Consider the following 17,303-nt stretch of genomic DNA (forward strand, 5'->3'; position numbering starts at 1 on the left):
GGCTTACGTTGCCTCCGCGGCGACTTCAATCTGCTCCGACTGAATCAGTTCGCGGTCAAGCTGATAGAGGCGAACGGCTGCGTCCCGACTGATATAGCCGTCGGCGACGTCCGCCAGGACCAATGCGCGCTCGCGCTCCAGCGGCTCGCCAAATCCACCGCTACCTGCCGGCTGCACAACGACGCGGTCATTCCGATACACGACTGTCTGGCCACCTTTCGCGGGTACCACCATGTCGTGCCCGTCAGCTCGTTGCACCTTGCAAACGAACGGGCTGCCGGCGAGTCCGCCGAAATGGCCTTCCGGCGCCGTGTGCCCACGCTCTCCCGAGACCGTGAACGTGGCTTCGTCATATTCGACGCGATACACACGGCGGGAAGTCAGGCCCCCACGTTGCCGGCCAGCGCCACCCGTATCGGGTACGAGCGACCACTCTTCAACCAGCAACGGCGAAGTTCGCTCAATCATTTCAATCGACTGGCTGCCGGCATTGCCGACATAGACCCGGATGCCGCTCACCCCATCCCTGGCTGCTCGCGCGCCCATCCCGCCCGCATGCACGTCGTGCATCGTGACGAATTTTTCGCCAGTCTCTGCAACACGAGCCTGATTCGTATCGCGTCCGCTAAAGATGCCCGCGCACGCCGCGCAGTTGCTTTGTCCGAGAATGCGATTGGGAACTGCGGGCGCGAGGGCCTTCAGGAGAAGGTCGATGACCCGCGGCGATGTTTCGGTGTTGCCAGATACGACCGACGCCGGATATTCGCAATTGAGAACGCTGCCCTGCGGGGCAATGATGGTCACCGGCCGATAGCAACCCTGGTTGATCGGGATGCTAAGGTCCGTCAACGCCTTGACTGTGAACCAGGTGCTGTTGCAGGTGACGGAGAACGGACAGTTGATTCCGCCTCGCACCTGAGCGCCTGTGCCTGTGAAGTCGAACGTGATGTGGTCATCCTTCACGGTGACCTTGACCTTCAGCAGCGGGCGCTCGTGTTTCCAGCCCGGCGCCTCGATGGGGTCGAGATATTCCTCGGCCTCGTAGACGCCGTCCGGAATCTTCGCAATCTCCGCGCGGATGAGTTTCTCCGAGTGGTCGAGACTCTGGCTCATCACGTCACGCAACGCGGTGGCGCCATACTTTGCAACCAGGTCCACGATGCGGCGGTCACCCACGAAGGTGCCCGCATATTGCGCCTGAATGTCCAGGCGCAGCTCATGCGCGTTTCGGCTATTGCGCGTCAGGATTTCCAGTACGTCGCGCACTGGCTCGTCGTTCCGATAGAGAAGGACGGGTGGAATCCGGATGCCCTCGGCGAACACGTCCCACGTGGCAATTGCATAGCTGCCAGGTGACTGCCCACCGATGTCCGTCCAGTGCCCACGTGTCATCACGAAGGCAACGATTTCACCGTCAACGAAGACCGGGCGCGTGAACTGGACGTCCGGCTGGTGATTGCCGCCGCCGACGTAAGCGTCGTTGCTGACAATGACGTCGCCGGGCCGCAGGTTTTCGCGACCAATGGCCTCGACCGAGACACGGGTGGAAATCACCGCCGAGCCCAACATCGTAGGGATGTCGTTGCCTTGAGCAACGAGTTGCATGTCAGCGTCGAAGATAGCGGCAGATGAGTCGCCACTCGCGTGCATCAGCGGGCTTCCCGCCGTCCGCATCATGGCAATCTTCATTTCCCGCGCAACCGCAAACAGACTGCTACGGATGATTTCGTATGTAACGATGTCCATGTTCATGCCGCCAGTTCAATCACAAGGTTCAGGTCGTCGTCGACGCGGGCTGTGTGCGACGCCTTCAAGACCGCGCAGCTACTGTGCTCTTCGATAACAGCAGGTCCTTCAATCTGGGCGCCCACCGGGAGCCGGCTTCGAGCAAAGACCGGCAAGGCGCGGACATTGCCATCGATATAGACGTCACGGGTACGAACGGGCGCGACGGCCGCTTCGTCCTCTGAGTGCGCCACGCCGCCTCGCCAACCGCTCGTCGCGATGAGCTGCAAACGCAAATTCGCGACCACAATCGGCTTGTCCTTGCTGACAAAGTTCCAGAGCCGCTGATGTGCCGCTTCAAACTCGCTCGCCAGCGCAGCGCATGATGCGTCGTTGGATACCTCGACCGTGATGACATCGGGCTGACCGGCATATCGGCAATCCGCCAGCCGCACTGCGCGGGTCTGATTCGCCTCCACGCCGTGACGCTCCGCCTCGCTTTGACCGAGCGCGAGCAGTTCGTCGAACTCCGAATGCAACCTTTCATCGCCGAGCCTGGCAAGGTCGCATTCAACCGGACGTTGATAGTCATACTGCTGGTCGGCGACCATCATGCCGAACGCGCTGAAGAGCCCAGGCAATGGCGGAATCACCACCCGGCGAATCCCCATTTCGTGGGCAAGGTCGACTGCGTGGACGGGACCCGCGCCGCCGTAGCAAATGTACGAAAATTCACGCGGGTCGTAACCCCGCTCTACCGTCATGATGCGAATCGCCTGCGCCATCAACGCGTTCGCGACAGAGCGCACGGCCTGCGCCGCCTCGGGCACACTCATTCCCAAGGGCTTTGCGATAACCTCTTCGACGACTCGCCATGCGGCCTTCGCGTCCAGCTGGAATTCGCCACCCAGGAAATTGTCCGGGTCGATGTAGCCGAGCACGAGGTTGCAGTCCGTGACCGTTGGTCGCTTGCCACCACGTCCGTAACATGCCGGTCCCGGGTCAGCCGCGGCGCTTTCAGGGCCGATTCGAACGCCTCCGCCCGCGTCAATCCACACAATGGAGCCACCACCCGCGCCCACGGAGTCGATGTCGATGCTGGGCGAACGCACGGTGTAGCTATGCAACAGGCTCTTGTTGCGGATCTCGGGTCGGAAATCGCGGATTAGCGAAACGTCAAACGTGGTGCCGCCCATGTCGCCGAGAATGGCATTGCGCAAGTCGCCACGCTCGCAATTGCGGATTGCAGCGCTGACACCACCTGCGGGGCCCGATTCCAGCAGCACAATCGGACGGTCCGCAACGCGTGCAGGGCTTGCGAGGCCACCGTTTGACTGCATGAAGAGAAACTTGCCGGCAAAGCCCAGTTGCGCAAGTGCATCGACCAGACGACCGATGTAGCGCCCACAGACCGGCCCGAGCATCGCGTTGATGACCGTCGAGCTGGTCCGCTCATACTCCATGGCTTCAGGATTGACCTCGTGGGACGCACTCACGAACCGGTCGGGCAGCATTTCACGCAGCGCCGCGACGGCAGCCTTCTCGTGCTCCGGATTGACGTGCGCGTGCAGCAAACACACCGCGACTGCTTCCACGTCGGACTCACGGATGCGTGCAGCAATCCCCGTCAGCTCTTCGTGTGAGAGCGGCGTCTCAACGCTTCCGTCAAAACGTAGACGCTCCGTGACCTCGAGCCGCCAACGGCGCTCCACCAGCGCCCTGGGGTTGTCGAACAGCAGGTCATAGAGGTCAGCACGGTCATGGCGCGACGCGCGCCGTAGTTCGAGGATGTCGCGGAAGCCGCGAGTGGTGACCAGTGCAGTTTTGGCGCCCGTACCCTCCACGACCATGTTCGTGGCCATCGTCGTACCGTGGCCAAGAAAGGCAATATCGGCACTTTTCGAGCCCGAGATTTCAAGAATTCTTCGGAAGCCGTCGACCGTTCCTACGACCCGGTCTTGAGGCGTTGTAGGCACCTTGGTCGACCACACCGCACCCGTCGAATCGTCCACCATCACAACGTCGGTGAAGGTGCCGCCGACGTCAATCCCTATCCGTTTCACGCTTGTTTGTCTCCGTTGACAGGTATGAGCCTTCTGGAAATGCCGGTCGGACGCTGATACGCGTTGCCCATCGCAGCGCGGACGTAGATGCAGTCCACATGCAGCGAGGCAGAAATCGCGGTTACACTGCGCGGCAGTGATTCGTGCGAGTTATCACCCACCGCCAAACGCCTCGCGCCGTGTCGTCAGGCGCCCTGCTTTGGCGGGCATTGCCGTCCGAATCGCGCATGCGTCCATCGACAAGTCCAGTGTACTGACGCCCCTTCCCATGCAGATAATGAAAGGTTTGAATCAGGTGAACGTCTGGGGTTATATCCGTGATAACCAGTAACGATGCGATTCTGCGGCGCCTTCGCGGGGCCCATATTGCGCTGCTCATCGCGCTCGACGACCACGGGTCGCTGCGCAAGGCAGCCCACCAGATCTCGCTGTCGCAGCCGGCGATAACCAAATCGCTGCAAGAGCTCGAAGCCATCTTCGGTGTCGAACTGTTTTCCCGTTCGCCGCGAGGGATTGTTCCCAACGACCTTGGCAGATGCGTCATCCGTCACGCCAGAACCCTTCGGGCGGACGTTGGAACGATGCGAGATGAACTGGCCGCAATCCTGCGAGGTGGCGGGGGCACCCTGGCGATTGGCGCCGTAATGGGGTCGCTGCCAGTATGGCTGGCGCCCACCGTGAAGGCGTTGCGTGAGGCCCAACCTGATACCTCGATCGAGGTCTGGGAAGATAACAGCGCGCGCCTCCTCGCCATGCTCGACCAGCGCTTACTAGACCTCGTTATCGGGCGGCCCAGTGTCAGCGTCCACCCAGAAGCCTACGATTTCATCCCACTGGAGGTCGAAGAAATCTGCCTCGTCGTTGACGGCGCCGACCCGCTGGGTGACACAACCGAGGTAAAACTGGCGGACATCATCGGCAACCCATGGATCGTTCCGCAGGCAACGCTTCCGATGCGCTCGCTTTTCGAGCAGTTGCTAGATGACGAGGGCCTGAGCTTTCCACGCTACGCGATGGAGACGTCTTCAACCTTCGCCACGCTCGCTCTGCTTCAGACGGGAAGCGGCACGGTCGGCCTGATACCCCGCAAGGTTGCCGAGTATTTCGCCGCAGGTGGCCTGGTCAAGATACTGCCCTTCTACATCGAACGAAGAGGCGCTCCCTACGGCATCGCGACACGACGAGGCGCAACACTGACGCAGCCTGTTCAGAAGTTCATCGAACTTTGCCAGAGCCGCATCGCGGAAATGTGACCTTCGAGACACGTGTGCGCCTGCGCCGCGACCGCTATGCCTTATCGAAAGCGAAGCGGAACGCGTCGCCGTGACTCACTATCCGCCCCGCCGTTGGCGACGGGAAGTGGGCCGTAAGAAGCTTTGTTGACGTGTCTGCGTACCGGCTCATCACGCCCAGGCGCGCCTCGTGAGCCAGCTTTGCGTCGAAATCTGCAGCGTTGGCAAGCGAAGGGTCAACAAACTGGATTGGGTGATGGATAACGTCACCCGTCATGACAGCATGCTCGCCATGCTCGTGCCCAATGTGGACGAGAACATGCCCCGCCGTGTGGCCCACTGCCGGGGACAGCCATACGTCCTTGCCGAGTTCGTGTTCGAAAGAGTGGTCCATTTCCACGAACGTCGCCTGACCGTGTTCGACGACAGGCAGGACGCTGTCAACAAACGAGCCCCGGTTGACGGGCATCTCAGGGTTCGATTGATGCAGCTTCAGCAGATGGTCGTACTCGACGCGCGAGAAGATATATTTTGCACGCGGGAAGGTCGGAACCCAACGGCCATCTTCGAGACGGGTGTTCCAGCCGACGTGGTCAGTATGCAGGTGCGTACACATGACGTAATCGATATCTTCCGGTCGGATGCCGATTGCGGCCAGATTCTCGATGTACGGTGTCTGCAGATTGCTCCATGAGGGCATCGACGGTCGCTGCTTGTGATTGCCGTTGCAGGTGTCCACGAGAATCGTGTGGTGACGGGTCTTGACGACGTAACTGTGGAAGCTGAGATACAGCTTGAGTTCTGTCGGCTCAATCAGATGAGGGCCGAGCCAACTCCGCTGCTCTTTTACAAAGTCGAGGTCGACGGTAGGAAAGAGCCAATTCGGCTCAAATTCCAGACTATCAATCTCACTCACTTTGCGAATCTCGATATCGCCAATTTTCTGGACCTGCACTGCGCGCTCCTTCTTTCAATTCAAAAATGGTGTTTCCCGGACGCAATGCACTAGGCCACCGCGGTCTCGCGTAAATCGAATGTCTTCGGCAAGCCTGCACGCGCAATCGCACCTGTGAACGGTTCGCCCGGTAACCAGCCTGCAATCGTCTCTCGTATTGCAAGCAGCGCATTGATATCAATGCCCGTATCGAGACCTTCGGATTCCAGCAGGAATACCGTATCTTCAGTGTTGATGTTCCCAGTTGCATTGGGTGCGAACGGACATCCACCAAGGCCGCCAAGTGACGAGTCAAAGCTGCGCACCCCTGCGTCGAGCGCGGCAACGACATTTGCAAGACCAAGGCCGCGCGTGTCGTGGAAATGGCAGGCGACCGGTACGTCTTTAGTGATGGCGAGAACCCGACGCATCAGTGCCCTGACCTGTCCGGGATTCGCATAGCCCACCGTGTCGGCAATCGTGATTTCGTCGGCGCCAGCTTCCAGAAGTGTTTCGACGAGACCAAGTACCGTACTTTCCTCGACGCGGCCGGAGAGGGTGCAGCCGAATGCTGTCGCTACGCCGGCGCCAAGCGTGACGCTGTGCGGCGTGCTCCCGCCTGCATCACGCTCTACAACAATCCGTCGAAAATCTTCAGCAGACTCCGCAGTCGTTCGACGAACGTTTTTAAGGTTGTGCTCGTTACTGGCTGACAGCACGTAGTGTACTTTTCGCAAGCCAACTTCTAATGCTCGCTGTGCGCCCTTGAGATTGGGCACGAGTGCAGCGGCGTGAAGGTTTGGTATCTCCAGCGCGCCACGCGCGACTTCAGCTGCATCGGCAAATTGCGGCACGATCTTTGGAGGCACAAACGATGTCACCTCAATCTCAACCGACCCTGCATCTACCATCCGTCGGCACCACTCGAGCTTCTGCCCGGTCGACAGAATCGTCTGGACCATTTGCAGACCATCGCGCAGACCTACCTCGCGCACTTGCACCTTTTCACGCGTCGTCATTCCAGAGTCTCCGTCGTAACCAGATGACCCGTCCGGGCACCTGTCAAAGCATTGCGTTTGCTGCCACCGAGTCATCCAGCTTGCCAGCGGCAAGTTCGGCGCCCGAGCTGGCTCCCGTCGTTTTGGGAGCGAGCACAATCGCGGCAAGCGCACCAAGGACCATGAGCAAAGAGATCGCGCCAAGGCCTCCAACCATGCTGTTAGTCGCTGTCTTGATGGACCCGATGATCATCGGGCTAACGAAACCACCAAGCAGACCGATGCAGTTCACCAAAGCCACGCCACCTGCGGCGCCACTACCGCGGATGTAATCCGTCGAAATCGCCCAGATAAGCGGATTGGGAGCAAGAATCCCGGCCGTCGCAACGGATAAAGCAACGATGGACCACGCAAGGCTGCCGTGAATCAGGCCTGCCGCGAACAATCCAGTCGCTCCGACAATCATGGTGATGCCGCAGTGCCAGCGACGCTCCATGGTCCGGTCGGAGTTCCAGTTCATCCCAATGAGCGCAAGCCAGCTCACAAAGTACGGAATCGCCGAGTAGAGACCGATTTCCAGCGGACTGCTCAGCCCCGTACTCTTGATAAGCGTGGGCAACCAGAAGCCGATTGCGAACACACCTGCAATCTGTGCAAACCAGACGAACCCCATCACGTACACGCGTGGGTCAAGAAGTGCGCGCCCGAAAGTGTGTTCCGCATGCTTGTCACTCACGCCAGAACTCTTGATGATGTCAGCGAGCACCTGTGCCTTTTCCTCGTCGCTCAGCCATTTCGCTTTCTCGGGACCGTCGTCCAGGAAGAAGAAGGCTACGATGCCCAGAAAGCTTGCCGGCAGTCCTTGAACGACAAACATCCACTGCCAGCCGTGCAGTGCTCGAATACCTTCCATGTGGGTCATCAGCCAACCCGACATCGGTCCACCAAGCAAACCTGCGATACCTGTTGCACAGGTGAAGATTGCGATGGCCTTTGCGCGACGTTCCACCGGATACCAGCGCGTCAGGTAGAAAATGATGCCCGGATAGAGACCGGCCTCCGCAAGACCGAGCAGGAAACGCACGGTGTAGAAATGCATCGGAAGCGTCACGAATGCCGTCGCTGCTGCCAGGATGCCCCACAGGACCATGATTCGCGAAAACGTGCGCTTCACGCCGATTTTTGTCAGCAGGAGGTTGCTCGGCACCTCCATCAGTACATAGCCGAGAAAGAAAATCCCTGCCCCGATGCTGTAAGTCAAGTCGCTGAAGCCAACGTCGTGCTTCATATCAAGCTGTGCGATGCCTACGTTCACGCGGTCCAGGAAAGCGAACACATAGCAAAGGAACAGGAAAGGAATCAGGCGTCTGGTGATTTTGCGGTACGTCTGCTCGGCTTGCGGGCTAGCTGCAGCGTCGATGGGCAAATTCATGCATGTCTCCTCCAGCCGTCGAGGCCGGTTAGCAGGCCGCCAGCATCGACTGACGGCTTCCCTTTGTTGTGCGACTAGCGACCCTTGAAGACGGGCTGTCGTTTTTCGTTATATGCGCTGATACCTTCCAGACGGTCTTGCGTCGGAATAAGCCGGTTGTATGCTTCGATTTCGATGTAAAGACCCGTGTTCAGGTCGCTCTGCATGCCAAGGTCAATTGCCTTCTTTGCTTGCGAGACCGAGAGCGGCGCGCTCGTGCAGATATCCCGGGCAGCTTCGATCGCGCGCGCCAGCACCTGGCCCGGCTCGTACAACTGGTTCACGACGCCCCAAGCCAGTGCTTCTTCCGCCGAAAACTTCGAACCGCGGAAAATCAGTTCTTTCGAGCGACGCGTACCAATCGTGCGCGGGAGTTGCTGGGTGCCCCCGCCGCCCGGCATGATTCCGCGCTTCACTTCGGTAAATCCGAACACTGCATGCTTCGAGGCGTACGCGAAATCGCACGCCAGCAACAGTTCGAGCCCGCCTGCCACGGCTGACCCGTTGACAGCACAGATAAGAGGAATCGGGCAGTGGGTGATTGCGCGCACCATTCTTTCAAACAGATAGTGTTGCGTGCTGAACTGCTCATCCGTCATCCCGTCGCGCTGCTTCAGGTCGGCGCCGCCGCAGAAAGCCCGCTCGCCCGTTCCCGTGAGAATCGCGCAACGGTATTGCGTCGGGTCGACTTCCAGTGCCCCAAAGACCTTGATCAGCTCATGGCCCATCGGCGTACTGATTGCATTCGACACTTCTGGACGGTTCAACCGAATCACAAGAATCTGTCCGTCGATTTCTTCCAGCGCCAACGTGCTGATGGTGGCCGGGTCGAGGTGTTGAGCTATCTTCAATGTCACTCCTGAGGCAGGTCTATCAATGAATAACCGCGCCGGTCGAGCTTCTGCTACCAGCGGCTGTGTCACTTGTGCTTTCAGGCACGCCAGGCAATCAGGCCGTTAACATCAGCCGGATTTCGAAGGGGTCCAGTTGTTTGTGCCAGTGTGAGGAGATGTATTGCCGAATTCACTACCCCATTGGGTAATGGCATAGCGTACTGACACACGGTCGCATAGTGAGCGCATCACCGACCTCGAATCGCTTCCGCCCGGCATTCGTGATTCGCAGCGCTACCGATCCGAGGGTTGCAAGGCGCGCCATCACACTGACAATTCGAGTGTACTGATGCGACTTGCGTACGGGTAATGAAACCTTCCAATCACGTGAACGCGATAGGTTATATCGGTGATAACCAGTAGCGTCGACAGAGCGAGGTTTGGCGGACAGGCGACGTCGTATTGACGTTCGCTGCAGTACAGCATGGGCGCATTATTTTTCGCCTGGCATCTGCCCGGAACCCTTGTCGATTAAGCCTCAGCGTCGGGCCGGCGCTGACGAAGCACCTGCACAAAGTGCGCGTGCCGCCGTCGAGAGATGCGCATCCTTACGCCTATCCACGCCAAAGGTTGGTGAACGGGACTTCAGCTCTACAGGAGGAATTCGCACCATCCGTTGGCGGGCAAATAGCTCCACCACACTTGACAGCCGAATCGCTCAGGAGAGTGAGGGCCGCACATGTCGATGAAGTCGAGATGGTGTTTTCGGGCATCGGAAACACGGGCCGCGCCCCGTGAACGCCTGTAACTGGGGTCGCCGCCAGCCCATTTCAAGGCCTCTTTTTTTGCAGAAATCGCACTTGAAAGTTTGCGCAGGCTTCCTATCTATCGACTCATCAGGGCAGCCGCTGCATCGACATGACGGCGCTGCATGTATCCATTCGTTCGTCGCGGCATGACAGGCAAACCGGCACACTCAGGCCGGCGCGCCTCGCCGCTCAGAGGAGAGAGCGACCATGAGTGACTTGTATTTCGGAACCGATGTGTTCAGCGAACTCGACCGCTTGCAGCGGCACATGTCGAGCGTATTCAACGGCTTCCCTTCGAGCCTGCGTTCGAGCCGTGCGGGCACGTTCCCGAGCCTCAACATCGGCACGACCGACGAAGCCATCGAGATCGTCGCGTTCGCGCCCGGCATCGATCCGTCAAAGCTGGAGCTGTCGATCGACAAGGGCCTGTTGACCATCGCAGGCGAGCGCACGGCGGCACGCCCGGCGCAGGAAGAAGGCGCGCGCGCCTATGCACAGGAGCGCTTCAACGGCGCGTTCCGCCGTGTCGTCGAACTGCCGCAGCAGGCCGATCCCGACAATGTGCAGGCGCGTTATGTGGACGGCTGTCTGGTGATCACGGTCGGCAAGCGCGAAGCGTCGAAGCCGCGCGCAATCACGGTTCAATAAGGGCGAGGAAAACATCATGAGCGACAACACTCAAGTGACCCAGCGCGACGAGAGCGCGGTGAGCCGCAACGGCGCGCGCCAGCAGGAACGCCGCGTGACCCTGACGCCGCCCGTCGATATCGTCGAGGACAGCAAGGCGGTGACGCTATGGGCGGATCTGCCCGGCGTGTCGAAGGACAAGCTCGACATTCGCGTCCACGACGGCAGCCTGACGATCGAAGGTGAATCCGTCGTCCCGGCTTCGTCGAATGTGCGGCTCTCGCACGCGGAAGTGCGCGCGCCCTTCTTCGCGCGGCGCTTTTCGATCAGCGACGACTTCGACACGTCGAAGATCGAAGCCAACTTGAAAGATGGCGTGCTGAAGCTCGTCATTCCGCGCCGCGAGCAGGCGCAGCCGCGGCGGATCGAAGTGAAACTCGGCTAAGCGCTTTATCGAAGTGAAAAAGGAGCACCTGTCAGTGCTCCTTTTTGTCTGCGCAAAACAAGGCTGCGTTGCGCTATGCCTGTAAATCCAGCGCGGCTCGCAAGTTCTCTATGACGTCGCTCCAGTCATTGCGCTTCGACTGACGGAACAGGCGCATCTGCGGATACCACGGACTGTCGTCGCGTTTCAGTTGCCAGCGCCAGTCGGGTGTGAACGGCAACGCGATCCATACGGGCTTGCCGAGCGCGCCGGCAACATGTGCAACGGCCGTATCGACGGTGATCACGAGATCGAGTTGCGCGACCAGCGCGGCCGTCTCGGCGAAAGTCGTCAGCCCGTCGGATACGTCACGCAACACGCCGCGCGCCACGCATTCATCGAGACACGCACGATCGCTGTCGCGCACGTCCTTTACCAGCGACACGAACTGCGCGTTCGCATCGAACAGCTGCACGCACTGCGCGAGCGGAATCGACCGGTTGCGGTCGTTCAGATGCGTGCGGCTGCCCGACCATACGATGCCCACGCGCGGCCTTGCATCGTCTTGCGCGAATACGTCGGCCCATTGCGCGGCGAGTTGCGAATCTGCATGAATATAAGGGCTTGCAGCGCCCAGATCGGTTTCGCGTATCTTCAGCGCGAACGCGAGACTGAGCATCGGAAGGTGGTAGTCGAACGCGGGCAGCGGCGCGGTTTCGCCGATCACATCGGCCGAGCCGGGATAGCCGCGCAACAGCGGCAGCAACGCATCCTGAACCCGCACGACAACGCGCGCGCCCATCGCACTCAGACGCCCGACGAAACGGATGAACTGCACCGTGTCGCCGAATCCCTGCTCGCCATGCACGAGCACCGTCTTGCCGTCGAGCGGCTGCTTGCCTGTCCACAGCGTCGCGTCGGGCAAGCCGTGACTCATCGTGCCGTCGAGCCAGCGCCATTCGTATTCGCGCCAGCCATGCTCGAACTCGCCTAGCAGCAGATTGGTCTGCGCGCGGTTGGTGCGCGCACCGGCATCATTCGCATCGATCGACACGGCCTTTTTGAACTGCTGCAACGCTTCATCGAAACGATGCAGATCGCGCAACGCGACGCCTAGATTCACATACGCGCGCACGAAATTGGGCTTCAACGCAATCGCCTGGCGATACGCCGCAAGTTCTTCGTCATACCGCTCCATCTGCCCAAGCAGCGTGCCGCGGTTGTAATGCACTTCGGCAGATTGCGGATAGCGCTGCGTCAGGCGCGCGAGACGTTGCAGCGCGCGTTCGTGCTCGCCCGTCGCGACGAGCGACATTGCCGCGCCATGCAGCGATTCCGCGTGATCGGGATAGGCGGCAAGCACGCGCTCGTAAAGCGCGATGGCGTCGCCATGACGCCCCGCGAGCTGACAGATATGCGCGGCGAAATGAAGCTGCTGCGGGGTTGTCGAGGCGGGTTGCGCGGCGCGCACCGCGTAGTCGGCTGCACGCGTGTAATCACCCTGCTTCGCCGCGACATAGCCGAGCGCTTCGAGTGTTTCGTGGTGGTCTGGATCGATCGACAGAATGCCGTGCAGCAGCGCTGCCGCTTCGTCGTATTGGCCGGCGGTGAACTTCTGCTGTGCGTCAGCGAGGCTTTGGGCGATATCGTGATTCATGATGCAGCGGTTCGGCGCAACACCGCGTCGCGCCCGAGGACGGAGGAACCGATTGTACGCGAGCCCCTCGCCTTGCCTTTGCTTTAGCGTCTTTCCGCTGCTGTCACGTCGGCCGGTTTCGTGTCATCAAACTGACACGCGGATCTTATGGTCCTTCTGCATTTCCTCGAGCTGCTTCTGCGCTTCGAGTTCTTTCTTCATCATGTCGCGGATCTTCTGCATGACCTTTTCGCGCTCTTCGGGCGACATCTTCTTCAGGTCTTCTTCCGTGATGCCGAGCTTCGCGAGAATCATCTTCTCGATTCGCTCGCCCGTGGTGCCTTTCGTGTAATCGGTCAGCTGATCGAGCAGCTCCTTGAAGCTCGGCTTGTTGCCCGCTTGCGTGCCGGCACTGCTGCCAACTGCGCTGTTCGTGCTGCCCGTGCCCATCGTTCCGATGTTGTTCGTCGTTTGCATGGTCTTGCGTTCCCCGAGGTCTTGTTGAAGTTCAAATCTGACATCTGCATTACGCTTGCGCAGCACTTTAGTCACGACGAACAACGGCGTCAACGGTTCTGATGTGACATATTCGGACACAAACACCATCTGAGCCAGCCGACCAGCGCGAGCAGCATGAGCCCCGCGCCGCCGAGTACCGGCTCACGCCACGCGACGAGCGCGATGAACGTGAATGCGCGGGCGCCCGCGAGCAGCGCGAATCCGGCGATGGCACCCGATGCCGCATCGATTGCGTCCTGCACGCGTGCATACGCGTCGGCGTTCAAGGTGACGGCGGGCTCATGCATGATCGTTCTCCTGTCTTGGTATGTGGGATGGCGGGTTATTGCTGGCTATGCGTCAGGCGGCGCCGGGTGCTTCGTCGAGAAAGCCGGTGACGGACTGCAGCCGGCCCGCAGTATCGACGACGCCGAAGTCAGAGCCCTTCACGATCGAAGCGCCCGAGGGCGTCAGCAGTTCCCACGAGAAGCGCAGGCGATCCGCGAAGCCGTCGACCTCGGTCGTGCGGCGAAACGTGTGGTGCGGAAATCGCTCATGGACGGCGTGGATCATCGCGTCGATGCCGTCGTGCCCGTTGCCGGACAGAAGCGGATCGAGGTAAGCGGCATCGTTCGCCCAGGTCGCCGAAATCAGCTCGCGGCGGCGGCCGGTATCGGTTTCGTTCCAGGCGTCGAAGTAACGGTCGATCAGTGCGGTATGTGCGTTCATCATGGATTCCTTCAGTCGATGGAGGGTCGGGAAGTCCGCCGCGTGCTGCGTGTTTGCGGTGGCCTCGGACTGAAGATTCGTCGATGAACGTACGTGAGTCGATTACGCGGGAGGTAATGATCCGGCGGCACCCGCCGCTTCACAGCGGGCAGGTGCCGGAGAGAAAGTCATGCGGAGTGGATGCAGCGAACGCGCGCTACGCGTTCACGGTGCTGATCTGATCGGCGAGCCGCCGGCCTGCGTCATAGCCGGCTTCGCGCGCTTCGTCTTCGCTGTGAAACGTCGCGACGAGTTCCTGGAAGCGGCGGCTTTGTCCTGCAAGATGCGCGTCGGCGCCGTGATGGCACACATAACCGACGTAGTGCCACAAGGTCTCCGGCACGGGCGGCCCATAGGCCGTGACGGGAAGCACCCAGACTTCCTGGCCGTTGTGCTCGATCTTGTCCCACATGTTCGCCTCCGGAACGGTCGCTAGGGACTTCAGTATGAGCGCGTTTGGCCGTGCCGGCGACTGTGCGCGCGGCGACGCATTACCTCGCAGGTAATGGAATTGCTCCCGGGTTTGGCTATCATCGACGCCATGAACACGCTCACTGCCACCTTGTCCGCGCCCTCGGGCGCCCCTTCGATGAGCCGCACGGTCGGCGACATGCTGCGCGACTGGCGCCAGCGGCGCCGGATGAGCCAGTTGCTGCTCGCCTCCGAAGCCGAGATTTCGACGCGCCACCTGAGCTTCGTCGAATCGGGCCGCGCGCAGCCGAGCCGCGAGATGGTCATGCATCTGGCCGAACGGCTCGACGTGCCGCTGCGGGCGCGCAACGCGCTGCTGGTCGCGGCGGGCTATGCGCCGCTCTACCGCGAGCGGCAACTGAGCGACCCCCAGCTGGACGCGGCGCGCGCAGCGATCGATCTCGTGCTCAAGGGCCACGAGCCGTATCCCGCCGTCGCCATCGACCGGCATTGGACGATCGTCGCCGCGAACAACGCGCTCGCGCCGCTGCTGACGGCCGCGAAGCCCGCGCTGCTCGAAGCGCCCGTCAACGCGCTGCGTCTGTCGATGCATCCGGACGGCATCGCGTCGCAGATCGCCAACTGGCATGCCTGGCGCGCGCATCTGCTGTCGCGCCTGCAGCGCCAGGTCGACGTCAGCGCCGACCCGACGCTCGCCGCGCTCTACGACGAGCTGGCCGCCTACCCGACGCCGCCCGACGCCGAACCCGCCGACGAGAGCCCCGCCTCGCCGCTCGAACAGATCGCCGTGCCGCTGCGCCTGCGCACCGAAATCGGCGTGCTGTCCTTCTTCAGCACGACGACCGTGTTCGGCACGCCCGTCGACGTCACGCTGTCGGAACTCGCGATCGAAGCCTTCTTCCCCGCCGATCCGCAGACGGCCGACGCGCTGCGCAAGTTCGCGGATACGCGCGCGTCGTCGGACGCTGTGGGCGACTGAGGGACGCGCATGCACGAAGACATTTCGATCCGCCAGCTGGAGCCCGCCGACCGCGACGCGTTTTTCGCGCTGCGCCTACGTGGTTTGAAAACGCACCCCGCCGCGTTCGGGCAAAGCTATGAAGAGGCCGTCGAGCGTGGCCCGTCGCAACACGATGCGATGCTGGGTGGCGCGCATGCCGCGTCGGGCAGCTTTCTGCTCGGCGCGTTGTCGTCGACGGATGGCGCGCTCGTCGGTACGGTCGGGCTGCTGCGCGAGACACGGCACAAGGAGCGCCACAAGGGCTACGTGATCGGCATGTACGTCGCCGATGAAGCCGCGGGACGCGGTGTCGGGCGAGCGCTGCTAACGGAGTTGCTCATGCGCGCCGCGCAGGTCGACGGATTGCGGCAGGTCGTTTTGCTAGTCACGAGCGCGAACGGTTCGGCTCGCGCGCTGTATGAAACGCTGGGATTTCGTGTGTACGGAACGGAGCCGGACGCGCTCTGCATCGACGGCGTGTTTCATGACGCCGATCTGATGGTGCGGTTCATCTGAACTCGCGGCGAATCAGAAAGCAAATCCCAGGGTGTGCAAGCGCCGAACGTCTTGACCACGCCTGCCTGCCCCTTCGGCAGTTGTACGACTTCGATGCTGCCCGGCGACGTCGAGCCTCGATCGAATTTCCGCTGTCCTCGACTACCCGTATCGCGCACCATAGCTCGGGGCTTCCAGCCATCTACCCCCTCAAACCATATTGACAAGCGTGCATCAAAGCACAAATATTGTCAGGAAACTTTGTTGACGCACGGGAATCACGGAGAAACAGCCAGATCATTGACCACCGCCGGCGTCGCCGGCACGACAAGGAGTTGCCGAGATGGAACACGCAATCCGCAAGCGTATCGATCAAATGTTCTTGCGCGACCGGCGCATGGCGCAAATCGCTCTTCTGGCGCTCTGGGTCACCTTGGGCTACGTCTACTTCGCGATGACCGCCCAGACAACGGATACGTCCGTACGCGTCGCGCTCACCATCGGCGTGGGTGCCGTGCTGGTTTTCAACTCCGCCTCGATCCTTGCCATGATCCGCCATTACGAGGAAGACAAGGATCATATCTACGGCCTCGACATACGCCACCTGGACGAAAACCGCGCCAGCAAGGCAGAACTCGCAAGACGCGACGACGAGTCACTCAGTCCAGCCGTCAAGTAAGCGTTCGGACCTTATTTTCACCGTGTTTCGATGCGCCCTCAGTTGCCGCGCCGGCAACTGAGCGGTACCCGCATTGCCCTTGAACATGCCAACCCGACGCCGACCCGCGAGGAGCAACTCACTATGACAACCGATTACGTCCCGCCCGTTCAGAAAGGCTTCGGGCAGCTTGTAGATAGCGTCTTTCTCCTCTTGCTCGTGTACTGCAGCCTGCTTGCGCCGCTGTTGCTCAAGGCACCCGACAAGCCACCCGAAGCGCAAACCGCGAAAACGCAGGTGTCCTGGCGGGAACTCGGACAAAACCCGGCGATGGAAGCGCAATGGCGCAAGCTCGGCTACGACGCCGAGCAGGCCAAGCCCATCATTACCACCCGCTTCGACTATCAGATCGAACCTGTCTCGCTGATCGTGACGGCACTCGTGATCGTCGGTTATTTCGGCTTCGTGCTGCGCGTGTCGGACAGGCAATATCGGCAGGTGATCGCCGAAAAATTCGGGGAGTGACGCGATGAACTTCTGGCAATGGTCGAGCAATGCCGCGTGGTGCCTGTCGATCCTGATCTTCGCGTGGATCCTCATCGACGCATTCAAGGTCGGGCGCGACTACAACGACGACTTCCTGATGAGTTCCACGGAAGGCAAGGAATAAGACCTGAGGCATCTACCCGCGGAGGAGCGG

General features: G+C 60.8%; 19 protein-coding genes. 8 read left to right on the forward strand and 11 right to left on the reverse strand.

Features of this window, described 5'->3' with window-relative positions; translation table 11 throughout:
• Positions 1-3: 3 nt before the first annotated feature.
• Both C2L65_RS25925 and C2L65_RS25930 read right to left on the reverse strand, forming a co-directional pair.
• Positions 4-1,752 (reverse strand): hydantoinase B/oxoprolinase family protein, encoded by a 1,749-nt coding sequence (locus tag C2L65_RS25925; protein WP_042306451.1) that lies wholly within the window; start codon positions 1,750-1,752, stop codon positions 4-6.
• On the reverse strand, positions 1,749-3,788 hold the full coding sequence (locus C2L65_RS25930; RefSeq protein ID WP_042306452.1) for a hydantoinase/oxoprolinase family protein: 2,040 nt from the start codon (positions 3,786-3,788) through the stop codon (positions 1,749-1,751). Before C2L65_RS25930 ends, C2L65_RS25925 begins: the two co-directional genes overlap by 4 nt.
• A gap of 317 nt (positions 3,789-4,105) precedes the next feature.
• On the opposite strand from C2L65_RS25930, the gene C2L65_RS25935 reads away from it, so the two are divergent.
• On the forward strand, positions 4,106-5,041 hold the full coding sequence (locus C2L65_RS25935) for a LysR family transcriptional regulator (protein WP_042306453.1): 936 nt from the start codon (positions 4,106-4,108) through the stop codon (positions 5,039-5,041).
• 34 nt (positions 5,042-5,075) lie between these two features.
• On the opposite strand, the gene C2L65_RS25940 is transcribed toward C2L65_RS25935, so the two are convergent.
• The 4 genes from C2L65_RS25940 to C2L65_RS25955 all read right to left on the reverse strand — a co-directional run bounded on the left by C2L65_RS25940 (position 5,076) and on the right by C2L65_RS25955 (position 9,274).
• The gene (locus C2L65_RS25940; RefSeq protein ID WP_042306454.1) at positions 5,076-5,975 is read right to left on the reverse strand and encodes an MBL fold metallo-hydrolase; all 900 of its coding nucleotides are present in this window, start codon (positions 5,973-5,975) and stop codon (positions 5,076-5,078) included.
• Positions 5,976-6,025: 50 nt separating this feature from the next.
• Complete coding sequence (locus C2L65_RS25945; RefSeq protein WP_042306455.1) at positions 6,026-6,973, reverse strand: hydroxymethylglutaryl-CoA lyase; 948 nt, start codon at positions 6,971-6,973, stop codon at positions 6,026-6,028.
• Between the two features lie 43 nt (positions 6,974-7,016).
• Positions 7,017-8,384 (reverse strand): MFS transporter, encoded by a 1,368-nt coding sequence (locus C2L65_RS25950; RefSeq protein ID WP_042306456.1) that lies wholly within the window; start codon positions 8,382-8,384, stop codon positions 7,017-7,019.
• A 74-nt stretch (positions 8,385-8,458) separates the two neighbouring features.
• Complete coding sequence (locus tag C2L65_RS25955; RefSeq protein ID WP_042306457.1) at positions 8,459-9,274, reverse strand: enoyl-CoA hydratase-related protein; 816 nt, start codon at positions 9,272-9,274, stop codon at positions 8,459-8,461.
• A gap of 998 nt (positions 9,275-10,272) precedes the next feature.
• On the opposite strand from C2L65_RS25955, the gene C2L65_RS25960 reads away from it, so the two are divergent.
• Positions 10,273-10,713 (forward strand): Hsp20/alpha crystallin family protein, encoded by a 441-nt coding sequence (locus tag C2L65_RS25960; RefSeq protein WP_007748619.1) that lies wholly within the window; start codon positions 10,273-10,275, stop codon positions 10,711-10,713.
• A gap of 16 nt (positions 10,714-10,729) precedes the next feature.
• Positions 10,730-11,137, forward strand: coding sequence for an Hsp20/alpha crystallin family protein (locus C2L65_RS25965; RefSeq protein WP_007585673.1), 408 nt, complete (start codon positions 10,730-10,732; stop codon positions 11,135-11,137).
• Positions 11,138-11,210: 73 nt separating this feature from the next.
• On the opposite strand, the gene C2L65_RS25970 is transcribed toward C2L65_RS25965, so the two are convergent.
• The 5 genes from C2L65_RS25970 to C2L65_RS25990 form a co-directional block, all read right to left on the reverse strand.
• Positions 11,211-12,773 carry a tetratricopeptide repeat protein gene (locus tag C2L65_RS25970; RefSeq protein WP_042306458.1) on the reverse strand — a complete coding sequence of 521 codons (1,563 nt, stop codon included), beginning with the start codon at positions 12,771-12,773 and terminating at the stop codon, positions 11,211-11,213.
• A 126-nt stretch (positions 12,774-12,899) separates the two neighbouring features.
• On the reverse strand, positions 12,900-13,229 hold the full coding sequence (locus C2L65_RS25975) for a hypothetical protein (protein ID WP_233446543.1): 330 nt from the start codon (positions 13,227-13,229) through the stop codon (positions 12,900-12,902).
• Positions 13,230-13,318: 89 nt separating this feature from the next.
• Positions 13,319-13,558: a hypothetical protein gene (locus C2L65_RS25980; protein WP_042306460.1), complete on the reverse strand. Its 240-nt coding sequence runs from the start codon at positions 13,556-13,558 to the stop codon at positions 13,319-13,321.
• A 52-nt stretch (positions 13,559-13,610) separates the two neighbouring features.
• The gene (locus tag C2L65_RS25985) at positions 13,611-13,979 is read right to left on the reverse strand and encodes a nuclear transport factor 2 family protein (protein WP_042306547.1); all 369 of its coding nucleotides are present in this window, start codon (positions 13,977-13,979) and stop codon (positions 13,611-13,613) included.
• A 196-nt stretch (positions 13,980-14,175) separates the two neighbouring features.
• Positions 14,176-14,430 (reverse strand): hypothetical protein, encoded by a 255-nt coding sequence (locus C2L65_RS25990; RefSeq protein WP_042306461.1) that lies wholly within the window; start codon positions 14,428-14,430, stop codon positions 14,176-14,178.
• Between the two features lie 129 nt (positions 14,431-14,559).
• Here C2L65_RS25990 and C2L65_RS25995 point away from each other — a divergent pair, with 129 nt between their 5' ends.
• From C2L65_RS25995 to C2L65_RS46220, 5 genes are all read left to right on the forward strand, one after another.
• Positions 14,560-15,429 (forward strand): helix-turn-helix domain-containing protein, encoded by an 870-nt coding sequence (locus tag C2L65_RS25995; RefSeq protein ID WP_439650409.1) that lies wholly within the window; start codon positions 14,560-14,562, stop codon positions 15,427-15,429.
• A gap of 9 nt (positions 15,430-15,438) precedes the next feature.
• Positions 15,439-15,966 (forward strand): GNAT family N-acetyltransferase, encoded by a 528-nt coding sequence (locus C2L65_RS26000; RefSeq protein ID WP_042306463.1) that lies wholly within the window; start codon positions 15,439-15,441, stop codon positions 15,964-15,966.
• 322 nt (positions 15,967-16,288) lie between these two features.
• Positions 16,289-16,624, forward strand: a complete 336-nt coding sequence (locus tag C2L65_RS26005; protein ID WP_007585686.1) for a hypothetical protein — start codon at positions 16,289-16,291, stop codon at positions 16,622-16,624.
• Positions 16,625-16,747: 123 nt separating this feature from the next.
• Positions 16,748-17,128 carry a hypothetical protein gene (locus C2L65_RS26010; protein ID WP_007585688.1) on the forward strand — a complete coding sequence of 127 codons (381 nt, stop codon included), beginning with the start codon at positions 16,748-16,750 and terminating at the stop codon, positions 17,126-17,128.
• A 4-nt stretch (positions 17,129-17,132) separates the two neighbouring features.
• Positions 17,133-17,273: a hypothetical protein gene (locus C2L65_RS46220; protein ID WP_007748593.1), complete on the forward strand. Its 141-nt coding sequence runs from the start codon at positions 17,133-17,135 to the stop codon at positions 17,271-17,273.
• Positions 17,274-17,303 lie beyond the last annotated feature (30 nt).

This window comes from Paraburkholderia terrae (genome assembly GCF_002902925.1).
Classification (GTDB): domain Bacteria; phylum Pseudomonadota; class Gammaproteobacteria; order Burkholderiales; family Burkholderiaceae; genus Paraburkholderia; species Paraburkholderia terrae.

Bases quoted from the DNA above. Each gene is read 5' to 3' on its own strand.
- C2L65_RS25945 (WP_042306455.1), bottom strand. From the start codon at position 6,973: ATGACGACGCGTGAAAAGGTGCAAGTGCGCGAGGTAGGTCTGCGCGAT.
- C2L65_RS25960 (WP_007748619.1), top strand. From the start codon at position 10,273: ATGAGTGACTTGTATTTCGGAACCGATGTGTTCAGCGAACTCGACCGC.
- C2L65_RS25965 (WP_007585673.1), top strand. From the start codon at position 10,730: ATGAGCGACAACACTCAAGTGACCCAGCGCGACGAGAGCGCGGTGAGC.
- C2L65_RS26010 (WP_007585688.1), top strand. From the start codon at position 16,748: ATGACAACCGATTACGTCCCGCCCGTTCAGAAAGGCTTCGGGCAGCTT.
- C2L65_RS25980 (WP_042306460.1), bottom strand. From the start codon at position 13,558: ATGCATGAGCCCGCCGTCACCTTGAACGCCGACGCGTATGCACGCGTG.
- C2L65_RS25975 (WP_233446543.1), bottom strand. From the start codon at position 13,229: ATGCAAACGACGAACAACATCGGAACGATGGGCACGGGCAGCACGAAC.
- C2L65_RS25985 (WP_042306547.1), bottom strand. From the start codon at position 13,979: ATGAACGCACATACCGCACTGATCGACCGTTACTTCGACGCCTGGAAC.
- C2L65_RS46220 (WP_007748593.1), top strand. From the start codon at position 17,133: ATGAACTTCTGGCAATGGTCGAGCAATGCCGCGTGGTGCCTGTCGATC.
- C2L65_RS26000 (WP_042306463.1), top strand. From the start codon at position 15,439: ATGCACGAAGACATTTCGATCCGCCAGCTGGAGCCCGCCGACCGCGAC.
- C2L65_RS26005 (WP_007585686.1), top strand. From the start codon at position 16,289: ATGGAACACGCAATCCGCAAGCGTATCGATCAAATGTTCTTGCGCGAC.
- C2L65_RS25970 (WP_042306458.1), bottom strand. From the start codon at position 12,773: ATGAATCACGATATCGCCCAAAGCCTCGCTGACGCACAGCAGAAGTTC.
- C2L65_RS25995 (WP_439650409.1), top strand. From the start codon at position 14,560: ATGAACACGCTCACTGCCACCTTGTCCGCGCCCTCGGGCGCCCCTTCG.
- C2L65_RS25925 (WP_042306451.1), bottom strand. From the start codon at position 1,752: ATGAACATGGACATCGTTACATACGAAATCATCCGTAGCAGTCTGTTT.
- C2L65_RS25990 (WP_042306461.1), bottom strand. From the start codon at position 14,430: ATGTGGGACAAGATCGAGCACAACGGCCAGGAAGTCTGGGTGCTTCCC.
- C2L65_RS25950 (WP_042306456.1), bottom strand. From the start codon at position 8,384: ATGAATTTGCCCATCGACGCTGCAGCTAGCCCGCAAGCCGAGCAGACG.